12 protein-coding genes and 1 other annotated feature are annotated in these 17,290 nt (G+C 63.6%); of the genes, 3 read left to right on the plus strand and 9 right to left on the minus strand.

Going from position 1 to position 17,290, the window contains the following annotated elements:
* Window positions 1–153 precede the first annotated feature (153 nt).
* A complete protein-coding gene (locus ASE83_RS06745; RefSeq protein ID WP_055785691.1) occupies window positions 154–3,198 on the plus strand; it encodes a TonB-dependent receptor plug domain-containing protein in 3,045 nt (1,014 codons plus the stop codon).
* A gap of 70 nt (window positions 3,199–3,268) precedes the next feature.
* Here the strand turns inward: ASE83_RS06745 and ASE83_RS06750 are convergent, their stop codons facing one another.
* The gene (locus ASE83_RS06750; RefSeq protein ID WP_055785694.1) at window positions 3,269–5,353 is read right to left on the minus strand and encodes a catalase; all 2,085 of its coding nucleotides are present in this window, start codon (window positions 5,351–5,353) and stop codon (window positions 3,269–3,271) included.
* 273 nt (window positions 5,354–5,626) lie between these two features.
* Window positions 5,627–5,682 (plus strand) — a sequence feature (sul1 is cis-regulatory element that is thought to sense ions involved in sulfur or methionine metabolism; They are found in Alphaproteobacteria).
* A 60-nt stretch (window positions 5,683–5,742) separates the two neighbouring features.
* Here ASE83_RS06750 and ASE83_RS06755 point away from each other — a divergent pair.
* A complete protein-coding gene (locus ASE83_RS06755) occupies window positions 5,743–7,230 on the plus strand; it encodes a SulP family inorganic anion transporter (RefSeq protein WP_055785697.1) in 1,488 nt (495 codons plus the stop codon).
* Window positions 7,231–7,270: 40 nt separating this feature from the next.
* Here the strand turns inward: ASE83_RS06755 and ASE83_RS06760 are convergent, their stop codons facing one another.
* Window positions 7,271–7,633 carry a hypothetical protein gene (locus tag ASE83_RS06760; protein WP_055785700.1) on the minus strand — a complete coding sequence of 121 codons (363 nt, stop codon included), beginning with the start codon at window positions 7,631–7,633 and terminating at the stop codon, window positions 7,271–7,273.
* 150 nt (window positions 7,634–7,783) lie between these two features.
* On the opposite strand from ASE83_RS06760, the gene ASE83_RS06765 reads away from it, so the two are divergent.
* The gene (locus ASE83_RS06765) at window positions 7,784–8,614 is read left to right on the plus strand and encodes a J domain-containing protein (protein WP_055785704.1); all 831 of its coding nucleotides are present in this window, start codon (window positions 7,784–7,786) and stop codon (window positions 8,612–8,614) included.
* Window positions 8,615–8,766: 152 nt separating this feature from the next.
* Here ASE83_RS06765 and ASE83_RS06770 read toward each other — a convergent pair whose 3' ends face one another.
* The 7 genes from ASE83_RS06770 to ASE83_RS06795 form a co-directional block, all read right to left on the minus strand.
* Window positions 8,767–9,639, minus strand: a complete 873-nt coding sequence (locus tag ASE83_RS06770; RefSeq protein ID WP_235513134.1) for a helix-turn-helix domain-containing protein — start codon at window positions 9,637–9,639, stop codon at window positions 8,767–8,769.
* 428 nt (window positions 9,640–10,067) lie between these two features.
* Window positions 10,068–10,994: a replication initiator protein A gene (locus ASE83_RS06775; RefSeq protein ID WP_055785708.1), complete on the minus strand. Its 927-nt coding sequence runs from the start codon at window positions 10,992–10,994 to the stop codon at window positions 10,068–10,070.
* A 136-nt stretch (window positions 10,995–11,130) separates the two neighbouring features.
* On the minus strand, window positions 11,131–11,490 hold the full coding sequence (locus ASE83_RS06780; RefSeq protein WP_055785711.1) for a hypothetical protein: 360 nt from the start codon (window positions 11,488–11,490) through the stop codon (window positions 11,131–11,133).
* Between the two features lie 83 nt (window positions 11,491–11,573).
* Window positions 11,574–12,521, minus strand: coding sequence for a GDP-L-fucose synthase (gene fcl / locus ASE83_RS06785; RefSeq protein WP_055785714.1), 948 nt, complete (start codon window positions 12,519–12,521; stop codon window positions 11,574–11,576).
* 9 nt (window positions 12,522–12,530) lie between these two features.
* Complete coding sequence (gene gmd, locus ASE83_RS06790; protein ID WP_055785717.1) at window positions 12,531–13,655, minus strand: GDP-mannose 4,6-dehydratase; 1,125 nt, start codon at window positions 13,653–13,655, stop codon at window positions 12,531–12,533.
* A gap of 216 nt (window positions 13,656–13,871) precedes the next feature.
* Window positions 13,872–14,918: a hypothetical protein gene (locus tag ASE83_RS18430; RefSeq protein WP_156352827.1), complete on the minus strand. Its 1,047-nt coding sequence runs from the start codon at window positions 14,916–14,918 to the stop codon at window positions 13,872–13,874.
* 185 nt (window positions 14,919–15,103) lie between these two features.
* Window positions 15,104–17,290, minus strand: a complete 2,187-nt coding sequence (locus tag ASE83_RS06795; RefSeq protein WP_082443171.1) for a GumC family protein — start codon at window positions 17,288–17,290, stop codon at window positions 15,104–15,106.

Here is a 17,290-nt window from a genome sequence, read left to right on the forward strand (position 1 = left end):
CATTACAACGGTGTGTCGTCAGAGCAACATTACGTTACAATATATTCATACCTTAATTCACCCGCTTTACGCGCGTGCAGCACTCGAACATCTGTCGCGCAGGATGCGGCGGTGCGGGGGCATCGTTCGCTTCGACCGGAGGAAATATACCCTATGAAGATCGTTTTCGGTCGCTCGCGCTTCGTCGCGGGTGCCGCCACCTGTGCGCTCGCCACCGCGTTGATCGCCGGCCCCGTCGCCGCGCAGACCACGCCCGCCACGCCCGCTACCCTCGACGCGCGCGATCAGGCGACGAACCCGACGACGACTGAAGGCACCGCGGATCAGGGCGCCGACGACACGATCGTCGTCACCGGATCGCTGCTGCGCCGCACCGACAGCGAAACGCCTTCGCCGGTCACCGTCCTGACCTCGGACACGCTGGCCAAGGCCGGCATCACCAACGTGTCGGACGCGATCCGTTCGATCTCGGCCGATGGCGCCGGGTCGATCGGCACCGGGTTCCAGAGCGGCTTTTCGGCCGGTGGTTCGGCGGTGTCGCTGCGCGGCCTGGGCGTATCGTCGACGCTGGTGCTGATCGACGGGCTGCGCTCGGCGAACTTTCCGCTGAACGACGACGGGCGTAACGCCTATGTCGACCTCAATTCGATCCCGTTCAGCCTGGTCGACAAGGTCGAGGTGCTGAAGGACGGCGCATCGTCGACCTATGGCGCCGATGCGATCGGCGGCGTGGTCAACGTGATCCTGAAGAAGCACTTCACCGGCATCGACGGCCTAGTCGAAGGCGGCGTGGCGGAGCGCGGCGACGCGTCGCACCAGCGCGCGCACCTGACGGTCGGCACCGGCGATTACGACGCCAATGGCTGGAACGTGTTCGTCAACGGCGAATATCAGCGCGACGGCCGGGTGTCGAACCACAGCCGCGGCTTCCCGTACAACACGCAGGACCTTAGCTCGATCGGCGGTCTCGACAACAATGCGTCGGACAGCTCGCTGACGGTCAACGTGCCGACCGCCTATGTCGCCCGCGTCCGCCAGAACGACCTGAACAACCCGCTGAGCGGCGCGACCGGATCGCCGCTGACCAACCAGTATCGCGCGCTGGGTCTGGGCAACTGCGCCCGCGACACCTTCACGGTGAACACGACCGCCGTGCAGGGCACCGGCTGCAAATACGATCTGGTTGACCTGTATCGCCAGATTCAGCCGCTGCAGGAACGCTATGCGCTGAACGCGCGGCTCAGCGTCCGCCTGAGCGACACGGTCGAAGGCTATGTCACCGCCAGCTACAGCCGCAGCGACGTCAGCATCAACGGCACCCCGTCGGTCATCCGCGCGACCCAGCCCTTCGGCGCCCCGCCGTCGGTGGCGTCGTCGAACCCGGGCATCGTCCTGCCGATGTATATCTGCTCGGCCGGCACCAACTGCGCGACCGCGACCGATCGCCAGCTGAACCCGAACAACCCGTTCGCGGTGGCCGGCGCCGATCCGACGACCAGCGCCGCGCGCATCTACTACATGTTCGGTGACATCCGTGGCGGCAGCGACCGCAAGAACGAGGTGTATCGCGCCGCCGCCGGCCTGACCGGGTCGTTCGACGACGAACGCTTCGCATGGCGCGTGGACGGGGTGTACGCCCGCGACGAGATGCAGATCACCCAGCACGGCCTGCTGAACATCCAGCAGCTGCTGCGCGCGATCAACACCGGCTCGTACAATTTCGTCAATCCGCAGGCGAACAGCCAGGCGGTGCGCGACCTGATCGCCCCGGACAAGGTCACGCCGTCCTTCTCGACCATGGCATCGGCCGACGCGTCGCTCAGCGCGCGCCTGCTCGACCTGCCGGGCGGTCCGCTCCAGCTCGCCATCGGCGGGCAGGTGCGGCGCGAGACGCTGGAAAACAACAACCAGAACGTGAACCTCGACACCTATGGCCTGACGACCGCCTCGGCGTTCGGCGCGCACACCGTGTCGGCGGCGTATTTCGAACTGGGCGCCCCAATCGTCAAGCAGCTCGAAGTGAACGCGTCGGGCCGCTACGACCATTATTCGGAAGGGTTCAGCCACTTCTCGCCCAAGATCGGCGCGAAGTTCACGCCGATCCGCGAACTGGCATTCCGCGGCACCTATAGCGAGGGCTTCCGCGCGCCGACCTTCGCCGAATCCGGCGCCCGCAGCCAATATGCCGGATTCGTGACCACCACGCCGCCGTGTAACTTCATCCTGCAGCATGGCGGGACCGGCACCACCACCTCGTGTTCGGCCAACGGCAACCCGTACAACCTGCAATATTCGCTGGGTCGCGGGTCGGCGGGCAACCCCGACCTGAAGCCGGAAATCTCGCGTAGCTTCACCGCCGGCATGATCTTCCAGCCCGTCCGCTGGTTCAGCTTCACCGTCGACTATTACAATGTGCGCAAGAAGGACCTGATCGTCAGCGGCCCGTTGGTCGGCGATGCGGTCAAGGCCTATTACAACTCGGCCAACCTCGCCGCCGCACAGGCTGCGGTCGCCGCCATCGGGCAGGGTTATTCGGTCAACAGCGTCGATGCGGTCGATCCGAACTTCCCGAACGCGCTGCCGCGCGTGCTCATCATCAACGTGCCCTATGTGAACGCGAACTATTCGACCACGTCGGGCATCGATTTCGCGGCGACGCTGACCGCGCCGATCGCGGACGACGCGACCTTCACGAGCCGTGTCGAGGTGACCCACATCCTCGAATACAACCTCGATGCGGGTGAGGCGAACGGCAACGTCCAGAACTATGCCGGCACGATGGGGCCGTACAACCTGTCGTCGGGCAACGGCACGCCCGCCTGGCGCGGCAACTGGCAGAACACGTTGCAGGTGGGACCCTATGCCCTGTCGGCGACGACCTATTATGTCAGCCGAATCAAGGCGGTATCGGAGGACCAGAACCTGCCGCGCGATTGCGCCACCGGCAATCTCTACACCCGGTCGGCCCCGCAGAACGAACAATTCTGCTACGTCAAATCGTTCATCAACGTCGACCTGAACGGCACGGCCAAGGTGAACGACAATTTCTCGTTCTTCCTGAACGTGAAGAACCTGTTCGACGTGAAGGCACCGCTGGCCCCCGCCGCCTATGCCAGCGCGCCGAACTTCCTGACGACGTGGCATTATGCCGGTCTGATCGGCCGCCAGTTCCGCGCAGGCGCCAGCTTCCGCTTCTGACCGGTTCGCTTCAGGCGACCATGAAACGGCGGCCTTCCCAACCGGGAGGGCCGCCGTTCTCGTATCTACCTTACGCCAGCGTGCGGACGCTGGGTTCGCGGTCCCAATAGCGCTTCTTGGCCGCTTCGACGAAGCCGGCGAGGTCGGTGACGCCTTCGTCCGGCTCGACACCGGCCTTGTCGAGCAGCGGCTTGGCCTCCGCATTGTGGCCGATCGCCTTGAGGTGGCCGAACGCGTCCATCACCCACTGGACGGCGGCACCTTCCTTGGTCAGCTTCTTTGCGGCGTCGGCCGACAGGATGACGGCACAGGCATCGACCGTGACCGAGGGCTGGCCGAACAGCTGCGCGTCGGCGGCGATGGTCGATCCGTCGGACAGCGGCACCTTGCCGACCTTGGGCGCGATCGTCATCGCATTGCCGCCGGCTGCCTTGATGGCGTCCTTCAGCGTCTTGAGGTCACCCGCATCGCTGCCATCGGCGATCAGGATGCCGACATTGCGTCCCTCCAGCGTTTGCAGCTCGCGCGGGCCGCGGATGATGCGCAGCGCGGGCGACACGTCCATGTCCTGCACCGGCACCTTGGTCGGCGACGCCTTGGGAAGGTCCATCGCCAGGCCATCGGCGACACGCTTGGCGAGGTCCTCGTCCACGTTGCGCAGGTTGGCGAGCATCGCGGTGCGGATATGCTCCAGGCTGACCTTCGACAGCTCGAACACCAAGGCCGAGGCGATATGTGCCTGTTCCGCCGGGTCGACCGAGCGGAAGAACAGCCGCGCCTGGCTGTAATGGTCGGCAAAGCTCTCCGGGCGGATGCGCAGCTTCTGGCCCTGCTCCTCCGAGGGGAAGGTCTTGTAACCCTTTTCCGGGTCCTCGCGCGCGCCGGCTTCCTCACCGGCCTTGGCAAGGCTGTTGGGCTCATAGTTCGCGCGGCCCTTGGGTACCGCCATCTGCATATGGCCGTCGCGCTGCTGGTTCAGGAATGGACACCCGGCGGCTTCGGCGCGGCCCTTGGCGCTGTTGATCGGCAGCTGGTGGAAATTGACCGAGCCGAGCCGCGAGAGCTGAGTGTCGGTATAGCTGAACAGCCGCCCCTGCAGCAGCGGGTCGTTGGAGAAGCCGATGCCGGGTACGACATGGCTCGGCACGAACGCCGCCTGTTCGGTTTCCGCAAAGAAATTGTCGGGATAGCGGTCCAGCACCATCCGCCCGACGATGCGCACCGGCAGCACCTCTTCCGGAATGATCTTGGTCGCGTCCAGCACGTCATAGGGCAGGCTGTCGGCAAATTCCTCGTCGAACAGCTGCACGCCCAGCTCCCATTCGGGGAAATCGCCGCGGTCGATCCGTTCGAACAGGTCGCGACGCTGGAAATCGGGGTCGGCACCGGCGATCTTGACCGTCTCGTCCCAGATGGTCGAGGCAAGGCCCGCCTTGGGCTTCCAGTGGAACTTGACGAAGGTCGACTTGCCTTCCTTGTTCACGAAGCGGAAGGTGTGGACCCCGAACCCCTCCATGTTGGCGAAGGTGCGCGGCAGGGTGCGGTCCGACATCGCCCACATGATCATATGGGTCGATTCCGGCATCAGTGAGATGAAGTCCCAGAAGGTGTCGTGCGCGGTCGCCGCCTGCGGATAGCCGCGATCGGCCTCCATCTTGGCGGCGTGGATCAGGTCGGGGAACTTGATCGCGTCCTGGATGAAGAACACGGGGATATTGTTGCCGACCAGGTCCCAGTTGCCCTCGCGGGTGTAGAACTTGACCGCGAAGCCGCGCACGTCGCGCGGCGTATCGACCGATCCGGCGCCGCCGGCAACGGTCGAGAAGCGGGTGAACACCTCGGTCCGCTGGCCCTTTTTCTGGAACAGGTCGGCGACGGTGATGTCGGCCAGGCTGTCGGTGCATTCGAAATAGCCATGCGCCGCAGAGCCGCGCGCGTGCACGATCCGCTCCGGGATGCGCTCATGATCGAAATGGTTCATCTTCTCGCGGAAGACTTCGTCCTCGATCAACACCGGGCCGCGCGCGCCTGCCTTCAGCTGGTTCTGGTTGTCGCTGACGGGCGTGCCGTGGTTGGTGGTCAGCACCGGATGATCGGCATCGGTCACCTGATGCGTTTCGCCGCCATTGCCGGCGTTGAGGGCAGTCGTGGTCATGGGGGAGTCCTTGGAAGAAGGGTTCGTGCCTCAACGTCCCGGCGGAGGGTGAAGTTGCCCGCCGCCGGGGAATCAGTGCGAAATAACAAGGCGATCGGCCGAATGTGACGCCTTCGTTTGCCGTACCCCCGCGCAGGCGGGGGTCCAGAGCCGCATTCACCAAAGTTCGTGTTTGTGGCCCTGGATCCCCGCCTGCGTGGGGGATACGGTGGCAGCCTGTCACCGCGCGTCCCTTGCCCGACCCCATTCTCCCGGCTACAGGCCCCTCATTCGCAAGGACCCGGTGCAACTCCGGGTGGCTATTCCGGCCGCCGATCCGCCGGACAACATCCCCGCATGCAACCGGACAAGCGCTCGATATGCGCCATGCGGCCCGATGTGGAATTTCCATGACCTTTGATTTCGCAACCTACCGCCGCCAATGGTTTCGCGGCGCCGCCGGCATACGCTCCGACATCCTCGCCGGGATCGTCGTGGCACTCGCCCTGATCCCCGAAGCGATCGGCTTTTCGATCATTGCCGGGGTCGATCCGCGCATCGGCCTGTACGCCTCGGTCACGATCGCGATGACGATCGCGCTGATCGGCGGGCGGCCGGGCATGGTCTCCGCCGCGACCGCCGCCGTCGCGGTGCTGGTGGGACCGCTGGTGCGCGACCATGGCGTCGAATATCTCTTCGCCGCCACCATCCTGATGGGGGTGATCCAGATCGCCGCCGGGCTGCTGCGGCTCGACCGGGTGATGCAGTTCGTGTCGCGATCGGTCATCACCGGCTTCGTCAACGCGCTCGCCATCCTGATCTTCCTGGCGCAGTTGCCACAGCTGATCGGGGTCAGCTGGCACAGCTATGCGCTGATCGCCGGGGGCCTCGCCATCATCTATCTGCTGCCGCGCGTGACCCGCGCGGTGCCGTCGCCGCTGGTGGCGATCCTGGTGCTGAGCGCGCTCAGCATCGCGCTGGGCCTGCCGGTCAACACCGTCGGCGACATGGGCAAGCTGCCCGAAGGATTGCCGAGCTTCGCGTGGCCGCAGGTGCCGCTGACGCTGGAGACGCTGCGGATCATCCTGCCGACCGCGCTGACCATGGCGGCGGTCGGCCTGCTCGAATCGCTGCTGACCGCGCAGATCGTCGACGACATGACCGACACCGACAGCGCCAAGGCGCAGGAATGCGCCGGGCAAGGCGGGGCGAACATCGTCGCCGCGCTGTTCGGCGGCATGGGCGGCTGCGCGATGATCGGGCAATCGGTCATCAACGTGACGTCGGGCGGACGCGGGCGGCTGTCGACCTTCGTCGCGGGTGCGTTCCTGTTGTTTTTGCTCGCGGTTCTGGGGCCATGGGTCGGGCGGGTGCCGATGCCGGCGCTGGTCGCGGTGATGATCATGGTGTCGATCGGCACGTTCAGCTGGAACTCGCTGCGCAACCTGCACCGCCACCCGCCGACCTCCTCGATCGTCATGCTGACGACCGTCGTCGTGGTCGTCGCGACGCACGACCTGTCGCTCGGCGTCCTGGCCGGCGTGCTGTTGTCGGGCGTGTTCTTCGCAGGGAAAGTCCAGCGGATGTTCGCGGTCGAGCGGCGCGCGGACGATGCCGGCGTGACCTACCGCGTTACCGGGCAGATCTTCTTCGCCTCGGTCGACCGCTTCCGCCGCGCGTTCGGTGCGGAAGCGGCGGTGCCGGTGACGATCGACGTCACCGCGGCGCATTTCTGGGATATTTCGGGCGTCGACGCGCTCGACAAGATCGTCGCCCGCCTGCGCCAGCAGGGCGCAGGGGTCACCGTGATCGGCTATAATCGCGCCAGCGCCGACCTGATCGACCGCTTCGCGCTGCACGACAAGACCGGGGTCGAACTGGGCGTCGTGCCGCATTGATCGGACCGCTACCCCCGCGCGCGCGGGGGTAGCGTCGACCTCACAGGTTCGTCTTGTTCCGGCTGTGATGCCAATACAGCCATGCCAGCCCGATCGGCGCGATCAGCACCGCCAGCTGCCAGCACAGCATCATCGTCGCGAACTTGAACACCAGCAGCACGATCGCCGGCAGGAAGAACATGTTCTGCCCGACGACGAACTCGACGATGCTTTCCCAGACGAAGCGGGCATAGGGATAGAGCAGCGTGTTGATGCCCAGCCATGCCAGCAATGCCGGCGTCGCCGGCCGGATCGCGGTCTTGAACCAGAACATGACCCCGGCGATCAGCAATGCGAAGAAAAGCTGCCGGAAATAATATTGCCGGCTCAGGCCGCCGAACGTCTTGTTGATGAAGCCACCCATGCTGGTCCCCTTTTCGATGGTGGAGCGATCCTATCGGCGGGAGGGAATAGCCTGGCTGAACAGCTTGGGTAAATTGTCTGTTATCCGTCACTTATGTCGCAAGGGGTAAGATTTTCCCGGCAATCGCACGATGACGGCGACGGCAGGGACATGAGCGACATGCAGGACTGGACCAAACGGATCGGGTTGAACGACTATCGCTTCCGCGCCGGCACCATCCGCGCCTGCGCCTTCGACAGCGGCGACCTGAACCGGACGATCGCCAATGTCCGCTGGGATGATGGCGACCGGCTCGAAACCGGCCGCCGCTTTCCCGCCGCGCTCGATCTCGAGGCCGGGGATCGGGTGATGCTGGTCGAACAGGTCGACCCGCTGTTCGGCACGGATGGCGGGTGGGTGCTGGTCACCAGCGTGCGGGCCGCCAGCTTTCACACGCGCGGGAACGTGCCGCCGCCGCCCGGGATCGGTTTCGATGCGATCAAGAAAGAAGCGCAGTCGCTGTTCATCCTGTCGCTGGTGGCAGGCACCGCCGCGATGGCCGCCTGTCATTTCTTCGGGATGGTGGGCGCGATCCTCGCCACCATCGCAACGCTCGTCGGCTATGGATGGCATGTGCGGCGGCGATGGCGGGTCATGCAACTCTGGCGCCGTTCCGCGGCAGACGAACGGACGCTGATCGTCGACGCGCCCGGCATCCTTGGTCGCTGGGCAGGCGACCTCCAGCGCGAAGCCACGGCGCAAGGGGCGGGCGCCCGGCAGGATACCGGTCCCACGCCGGCCAAGGATACCGATTGGTGGGTCGTGCTTGAGCTCCCTCGCGACGCATCGTTGGCCGAGATCAATACCGCTGGTCGCCGGATGCAGTCGCTCTACCATCCCGACAAGAACATGCATCTCGCCCCCATGTTGAAGCAGGAAAGCGAACGTATCGCTCAGCGCATCAATGCCGCACTCCAGCAGGCCCGCCGCGACCGGGCCTGAACCCGCTTTCCGCCGGAGCAACGGCGAAAAGGCGCGCCACGCTTCGACCTGCTCTCGTCGGAGAGCATCGCGCCGGCGTTAGCCGGGGCGTCCCGCAATTTCCGCATGGGGTAGCGGTGGTGATGTTTCGGTCGAGTCGTCCGTCGTTGCCGTCAGGCGGGGTGCCGTTGGCCGGTTAGGCCAACGACATTTTTCGTCTTGATATATGACTCCGATAGCGGTTGCGGATCGAAATGAGACTCGCACGCGGCACGATCGATCGCCGCGCCGAGCGAGGCCAATACCCGGCCGAGCGCCCCGCCCAGCGTCACCTCGGCCAGCTCCTTGCAGCTGAGCATCGCGCGCATCGCCGCCAGTTCGGCCGCCGCTTGCCGCTGATGCACCACCGCATCGCAGGGGACGGGCGCCGGACGCAGGCTGCGTGGCAGGAAACGCAGCAGCCTGCCCGGCAGGAGCGGGCGATAGATGTTCGAGGTCTGCCGATAGCGGGGACCAACGCCAGTCGTGCGGCAGAAGCGGCGCTGGCGCAGCAGGAACCCCGCCGCCTCCAGCGCCGCGAGTGCCCGTGCGACGGTCGCCCGGCCGAGCGCGGTCGCCTTAGCGAGGTGGTCATAGGTCGGGAACACCTTGCCGCCATTTAGCCGGGCGAGCGTACAGATTTCCTCGAACACGCGTACCGCCCCGGCGGTGAGGCCCGCCAGTGCCGCCTCCGCCGCCTCCAGCATCCGTCCTTCGGCACGTGCGGTGCGGCGGACCCGGCGGCCCGCGTCGAGTGCGGCGCGAGCCGCGCGCAGCAGGCGGTCGGTCTCGCCCCTGGCCGGCACCGCGAAGAAGCTGTCCTCGACCGTCCCCGCCTCGACGCTGCCCCGTCGTACCGGGGCGCCGGTTCGGTGCAGCCCGCCGCTGCGCGGCGTCCGCGTCTCCGCTGCCGCGGCGCTGCGCGTGGTGTCCACCGCGCCGATGCGCGCGCCCTTGTCCAGCGCGCCGATGCGCGCGATCGCCTGCGCCAGGATAAGCGCCATCATCGTCCCCCTGTCCGGGGCCGGGACCATTTTTGCAAAAAAGGGGCGTGGCGCGAAGCGCGCGTCCTTGAACCGGCAAGCGATCGGGGGTATTTGAAGGGTCTGTAGTGAGACCGGTTCGACGTTTGGCGACGTCGCTCCAAAACCCTTGGGACGCCCGGCCTTCGTGCCGGGCTTTCCTTTATGTGGTCACGGCCATTTCCTCATCTGCCGGCCCCGTTGCCGACTGCTGCGTGACCTTTGCAGATGAAACCCAACATCGGAAGCGTTCCCGGTTCGTGCTTTCGAGTAGGAAATACGAAAACGCACCCGTTTCGGCGCAAATTCCGTATCCCGATTCGTGCTTTCGAGTAGGAAAGCCCCTGCCGATTCGTGCTTTCGGATATCAATACGCGGCACAAGTTCGTGCTTTCGAGTAGGAAATACCCCGTTTAGTCGCCAGGTGATTCGGCCGGGTCCGAATCATCGCCGGCAAGCTGCTCGGGCCGCCTGCTCAGCACCACCCGCACCGGTGCGCTGCGCCGCCCGCGCCGGGGAGCGTCGCTGTCATCCATCGCCTGTTCGATCAGCTCGAGCCGATAGTCGGGGATGCTGTCCGCTGCCGCTATCTGCTTCAAAGCATTGCGAAAATTGGCAAGGGGGTTCTGGTAGCCGATCTGCAGGCGAAAGGTCGCGAGGTCGGTTTCCAACCGCTCCTCGCCGCTCGATCGCGCCACTTCATAGATGCGCCGCTCGATCGGCCCCAGCTGGAAGTACGCCGCGGCATAGTCGAGCACATGCCGGTCGAGCAGGATCGCGCGGAACAGCCAGTCGCACAGCCGCACCTTCACCGCCTTCAGCCGCCGTTCGCCGCCCCGTGTCCGCGAATAGTGCAGCTTGGCTTCGGATAGCCACGAGAAGAAGCCTTCCTCGCCCTCGCCGCCCGCTTCGATGTTGGTCTTGATCTGCGTGCCCTGCAGCCGCTCCAGCGCCTCCGACAGTCGCCCGTACGACCGCGCCGAGTGATTGGCGCCGGTGACCGTGAACAGATCGTGCGCGGTGAAGACGAAATCCTGGGTAACGCTCTCGCCCACCTCGATCTTCGCCAGCATCAGGCTGGCGATATAGAGAACGATTTCCTTGTCATAGATGGTCGCGACCCCGCTGGCCGACGGGCGGACCTCGATCGTGACGTTGTTCGACTGGTAGGTCAGCGGTTTCATCCACGCATTCTTGGCAAGCGCGAAGAACGGAAACGCCATCAACGACCGCTCGCCCCGGATCTCGGCGGTCAGCGGGCTGTCGAGCCGGAACAGGTCGCCCTGCGGACGGGCCGGGGTGCGGGGGGCAGCCTTGGGAAGGGGGGGCTTGCGGGTCATGGGTATTTTCTACTCGAAAGCACGAAGATATGACGGGAAACCGGGTTTGGCCGCATGCGGTTGCAGCGCGCCACCGTTCCCATTCGTGCTTTCGAGTAGGAAATGGTCAGACGGGCAAATCGGCCCGTCCGGACGATCACCGCTGCGGCCGCCCGGAAGACCGCGCCTGGTCACCGGCCACCGCGAACGGTGAGGTCGCATTGGCCTGCGGGTCGTAATAGCGGTCGATCCGGTTGCGTATCCGCGACTGCACCCGGTTCTGCACCCGCCCATTGATCCGGCCCATCGGCTCGATCCCGGCATCCTGCGCGATCTGCTCGCGGCTCTGGCGCTGGCCAGCCTGCCCGGCGGCCGAGCGGGCGGTTTCCCCCTGGCGGGTTTCGGGGAGGGTTTGTTGCTGGATGGGCGCCGGTTGATCCTGTGTGTCGACGCCGCGATCTTGGGCCACGGCAGGAATGGCACACAGAAGCAAAGCGAGAGGCAGGATCGAACGCATGGACGGGATCATAGGCCGATCAGCGCCTTTCGCAAAGCATGCCCATGACCGCCAACGGCAGTCATGGGCAAGAGGGTTCAGCGCTAGGCGGTTGCCACATGGTCGAGGAACCAACGATAAGTTTCGCGCACGCCATCCGTAAGGGCGAACGATGGTTTCCATCCTATCGCCATAAGCCGGCTCGAATCCATCAGCTTGCGCATTGTGCCATCAGGCTTGGTCGCATCGAACACGATCTCGCCTTCGAAACCGGTCACCTGCGCAACGAGCCGCGCCAGATCGGCAATCGTCACATCCTCACCATACCCTACATTGATGTGGCTCAACATGGGTTCGGTATTCGCCTGATAAAGCTTGGGTGGCAGATCGAGGACAAATAGCGACGCCTCCGCCATGTCGTCGACATGCAGGAACTCCCGGCGCGGCGTGCCCGTGCCCCAGATCGTGACCTGCTTGGCTCCTGCCTCGGTCGCCTCATGAAAGCGCCGGATCAGCGCCGGCATCACATGGCTGTTTTCGGGATGAAAATTGTCACCCGGGCCATAGAGGTTGGTCGGCATGACACTGCGATAGTCGGTGCCGTGCTGGCGATTATAGCTTTCACACAGCTTGATCCCTGCGATCTTGGCGACCGCATAGGGCTCGTTGGTCGGCTCGAGGATGCCGGTCAGTAGCGCGTCCTCGCGCATCGGCTGCGCAACCGCACGCGGGTAGATGCACGACGAGCCGAGGAATAGCAGTCGACGAACCCCACTGGCGAACGCCTGATGAATGACGTTACATTCGATCATCAGGTTTTCGTAGATGAAGTCGGCCGGATAGGTGTTGTTGGCATGGATGCCGCCTACCTTGGCTGCCGCAAGCACGACCCCGTCCACCACTTCGGTCGCAAAGAAATCGCGCACCGCATGCTGATCGGTCAGGTCGAGCTCGGTACGCGTGCGTGTCACCACCTCGACACCGCGTTCGGTCAGCTTGCGCGCAATCGCACCGCCGACCATGCCGCGGTGTCCGGCCACGAAAATCCGCATGGATATTCCTTACGATTCGAGCGAGACGGGGAGCGCATAGCCGTGCTGCTTGAGCAACGCGTGGCGCTTCGCCGACTTCAGATCCTCGGCGACCATTTCCTCGCACATCTCCTGCACGGTGATCTCCGGAACCCAGCCCAGCTTGTCCTTGGCGCGCGTCGGATCGCCCAGAAGCGTATCGACCTCGGCCGGACGGAAATAGCGCGGATCGATACGGACCAGAACGTCGCCCGTCTTCACCGCCAGTGCATCCTCGCCCTCGACCTTGTCTACAATACCAATCTCGTCGACGCCTTCACCTTCGAACCGCAAGGTGATGCCAAGGTGCGCAGCCGACCAGGTAATGAACTCGCGCACCGAATATTGCACGCCGGTCGCGATGACAAAATCCTCCGCCTGATCCTGCTGGAGCATCATCCACTGCATGCGGACATAATCCTTGGCATGGCCCCAGTCGCGCAGCGAATCGATGTTGCCCATGTACAGGCAAGGCTCGAGACCCTGCGCGATATTGGCGAGGCCGCGGGTGATCTTGCGAGTCACGAACGTCTCGCCGCGGCGCGGGCTCTCGTGGTTGAAGAGCACACCGTTGCAGGCATACATGCCGTATGCCTCGCGGTAGTTGACCGTGATCCAGTACGCATAGAGTTTTGCGACGGCATAGGGCGAGCGCGGATAGAAGGGCGTCGTCTCGCGCTGCGGGATTTCCTGCACCAGACCATACAACTCCGAGGTCGACGCCTGATAGAAGCGCGTCTTCTTTTCGAGACCTAGGAAACGGATCGCCTCGAGCAGGCGCAGCGTGCCAAGGCCATCGACATCGGCGGTATATTCGGGCGCCTCGAAGCTTACCGCCACATGGCTTTGCGCGCCGAGATTGTAAACCTCGTCCGGCTGAATTTCCTGGATGATGCGCGTCAGGTTGGACGTGTCGGACAGGTCGCCGTAATGCAGCTTCAGATCGGGCGAGGGCGCGTGCGGATCCTGATAGATATGATCGATGCGCTGGGTGTTGAACAGCGACGCGCGCCGCTTGATCCCGTGCACCTCATAGCCCTTTTCCAGCAGCAATTCGGCCAGATACGAGCCGTCCTGGCCGGTAATGCCGGTGATAAGTGCGACCTTCTTCGTCATAATGGCCCTTTATGCCTTGGCGCAAACAAGCTGAGCCCGATCAGGCCTGCCCTCTTGCATCGGCGGTTAGCGCAAAGTCATACGAGTTCGCGAGCATTTTCTATGTAAATCGGGCGGCTCCCGACCGGATTTTGATGGCGAATGGAGCATTGCCGCAGCTTGGTCGACACAGATCCCAAGATGGTCACGTCATCCGGCTTCGGTAACGGTACCCTGTCAATTCGTGGCAGGACGCAACCGGACGGTATCGATTTGACCCGCCGTACCCGTCATTTGCTCCGTAGGACGTGCCATCAACGTCAGTTTCTGTACCGGACAGTTTGCAGGCACTTCGAAACGCCCCGCAAAACGACCGCTGTTACGGGTCGATGAAGGCACCACCACCCGTCCCAGCTCGCGACCGTCGTCGCAACGCAGGGTCCAGTATGGCAAAGCCGCATCAGGCTGTTCAATACCGGTTGTTCGACCCTCGATCACATAGCTTCCGGACGGAAGCCACTGCGCCTGTTCCAGTAGTCGCCCGCCCAAACTGGGCGGAACCGAAAAATCGAAAACGCCACCGCGCTCACCTCGTTGTATCGTTGCAGCGATCCCGCTGTCGTTAATCGGGGTCCAATCGAAGGGAGATGGCGTCGTCCGATCGGTCAGGAAGTTCGGGTCACGCGCAATACGGCGATCGACACCAGGGGTTGTCGATGAATAATAGCGCCAAGCCTCGGCAACATGCCCCTCCGCCAGTAACCTTGCAATCAACGCGGCCGCAGCTCCATCCGACTGGACGACACGGCGCTGCTGCAACGCTTCGAACAATCGCGCAACAGCACGGGCATCAGGGCCGTTACCCGAGATATAGGCAACGAATTGTTCGCCCCATGCAGGTCGTCGTGCCAGTGTGCGGACCAGTGCCGCACGAATATCGTCATCGCTGATCGCCCTCACCAATACCGGAAACAGCAGGTCGGGTGCTATACGGGAGGTTCGCAACGCAATGTCATAGTTGCGCAACGTGCCCGGGATGTCTCCGCGCCCGACAGCATCCTCGATCGCCCACAGCCGGGTACGCAGGTCGCGGCGCGAAAGCATCTCAGAATAGGCAAAGGCTTTGCGCGCGATCGCCGTATCACCACGGATCTGTGCATCAATGCCAAGCGTCGCGACCGCAGATACTGCGGTCGCATCCTGGCGCAGCGCCTGCTGCGCCAAGCTATCAGCGAATTGCCGATCGGCCGGACTCGCCTCGGGCCCGGACAGCTTCTCGGACAAGATAGCCGTGATACGTCCGTCCCAAGGTGCCATCGCGTGGGCTCGCTCAGGGGCGGCAGCGCGCACCGTATAGGCAAGCGAATGTGCAACAGAGAACGCACCGATCCCGGCCGCTACAATCGCCAAAGTGCCGCGTATCCCCCATTCAGCGGCGGATCGTCCGCGCCGGGCAACACGGCGTGGCATCAGCCTTTCGCCTCTGCCTTCTCGCGGCCATAGCCATACCCATATTCATATCCATACCCATAATGGGCCTTGCGCGCCTCGAACTTCGTGAGCACGCCACCGAAAATATGGGCGTTGGCAGACGCAAGCCGCGCCAGCGCAGTCTTGACCAGTGTCGAGCGGATACCATGCGATTCTACGGCATAGACGACGCCCTCGACCCGGCTTGCGATCAGCGGTGCGTCGGCGAGGCCCATGACTGGCGGGCTGTCGATTACGACGTGGTCGAAATGTTCATGCAGCCGTTCGATCAGCAGCGACAGGCGGTTGCCGGTCAACAACTCGGCCGCGTTAGGCGGAATCGGTCCGGCCGACATGGCGGTAAAGCCCAAGTCAGCCATATCGAAGGTCAGCGGCGCGATGTCTTCCTGCCCTGCCAGGAAATTGCTGAGACCATAATCATGGTTCACGCCACCCAAATGATGGACTGAAGGTGAGCGCATGTCGCCATCGACCAGAATAACCCGCTTGCCGCTGCGCGCGAGCATGGTGGCGAGTGCCAGCGCAGTCGTCGACTTACCTTCAGCCGGGCGGGTCGATGTGACCGACAGCGACCGCGGCACGCCATGTTCGGTCGTGAAGGCAAGGTTCGTCTGAATCGCAAGATAGGCATCGACCAGATCGGACTTGCGATCGAGCAGCGCATCACGCGGCGTAACTCCATCCACCTTGGGCACGGAACCCAGGAGCGGCAGACCAAGCCGACGCTCGACCTCCGCCGGATCGGCAATTGCCTCGTCCATCTGCTCTAGTGCGAAGGCAAGTGCAGCGCCAAGTCCCAGACCTGCAAGCAACGAGATCGCAAGGTTTACAAGCAGGCGTGGGCTCGATGGCTTTTGCGGGATGTCCGCTTGATCGACGATGGAAATGTTATTCACGCCCACGCCGCCAGCGACACCGATTTCCTTGAAGCGCTGCAACAGCCCTTCGTACAACGCCCGATTGGTATCTACTTCCTGCTGGAAGATGTTATACTGGATGGACCGGCGGCGAAGGTCGAGGTAGCTACCCTTGAGCTGTTCGACGCGCGCCTTGAGCGCACGCTCGCGCTCTACTGCCCCGCGATATTCGGTTTCGAGCGAGCCCGAGACACGACGTTCCTCGTTGCTAATGCTGCGGTCGAGTTGATCGATCTGCGATTTCAACGCGCGCGCAGCGGGATATTCCGGTTCGAACTGGGTCAACAGCTTTTGATAGTCCGCGGCATATTCAGCACGGCGCTGACGCAGGGCATTGATTGCCTGGTTCCGAAGTGCTTCGGAAGAAGCCCCAGCACGCCCACCTTCGCGATAGCGCGCTTCCACGGCAATACGCTCTGCCGTTGCCTGAGACAGCGCAGTATTCAGCGAGGCAAGATCATCGGCAACGATCGAACGCTCTGACGTCGATCCATCGGCGTTCGACTGCGCAGGCAGGTTGATGATCCGCTCTTGCGAAGCATAGCCGACCAGCTGACGCTGACTCTCGTCGAGACGTTCCTTCTGCTGCGCCAACTGCCTCTGCAGCAAATTGCGGCCGTACGACGTCGCTTCGACCTTACGCTCGAGGTTGGTTTGAATGAACGCCTCGGACCAGGTGTTGACGATCTTGGCCGAAAATTCTGGGTTAGGGCTCGTAAAGCGAATATCCACCAAACGCGACAGGCGGGTCGGCGCAATATTCAGATTTTTGAGAAGGGTTTCGCCGGCAACCCGCTGACGGATTTCTCGCCCCGATGCCGGATACCGGCCGTTGACCAGCTGGAACGCCGGCTCATCGCGCGAGATACCGAAGCGTTCATAAAACGACGGATCATCGACGAGACGCAACTGGGTCGCCACCCGCTCAGACAGCGAGCGGGATTGCAAAAGGCCATACTGCGTCTGATAGAATTCCTGGTCAGCTACGCTCGTTTCACGCTCGACGCCCTGAAAATTCGTGACCTGATTGGCTTCACGCGAAATCTCGATCGTCGCAGTTGCCGTGAACTTCGGGGTCATCAGCAACGTGATGATCAATCCCGCTAAGACACAGGCGACCGTGGCACCCAAAATGACGTACCGCCAACGCATGGCGATCCGCATATATTGCCGGATGACCGGAACGTCGTTGCTGGCAGGTGTTGCCACCGCGGCGCTGCGGTCGGGTATCGAAAAAGCTGAAGTCAT

The sequence above is a fragment of the Sphingomonas sp. Leaf32 genome, assembly GCF_001421765.1.
GTDB lineage: Bacteria > Pseudomonadota > Alphaproteobacteria > Sphingomonadales > Sphingomonadaceae > Sphingomonas.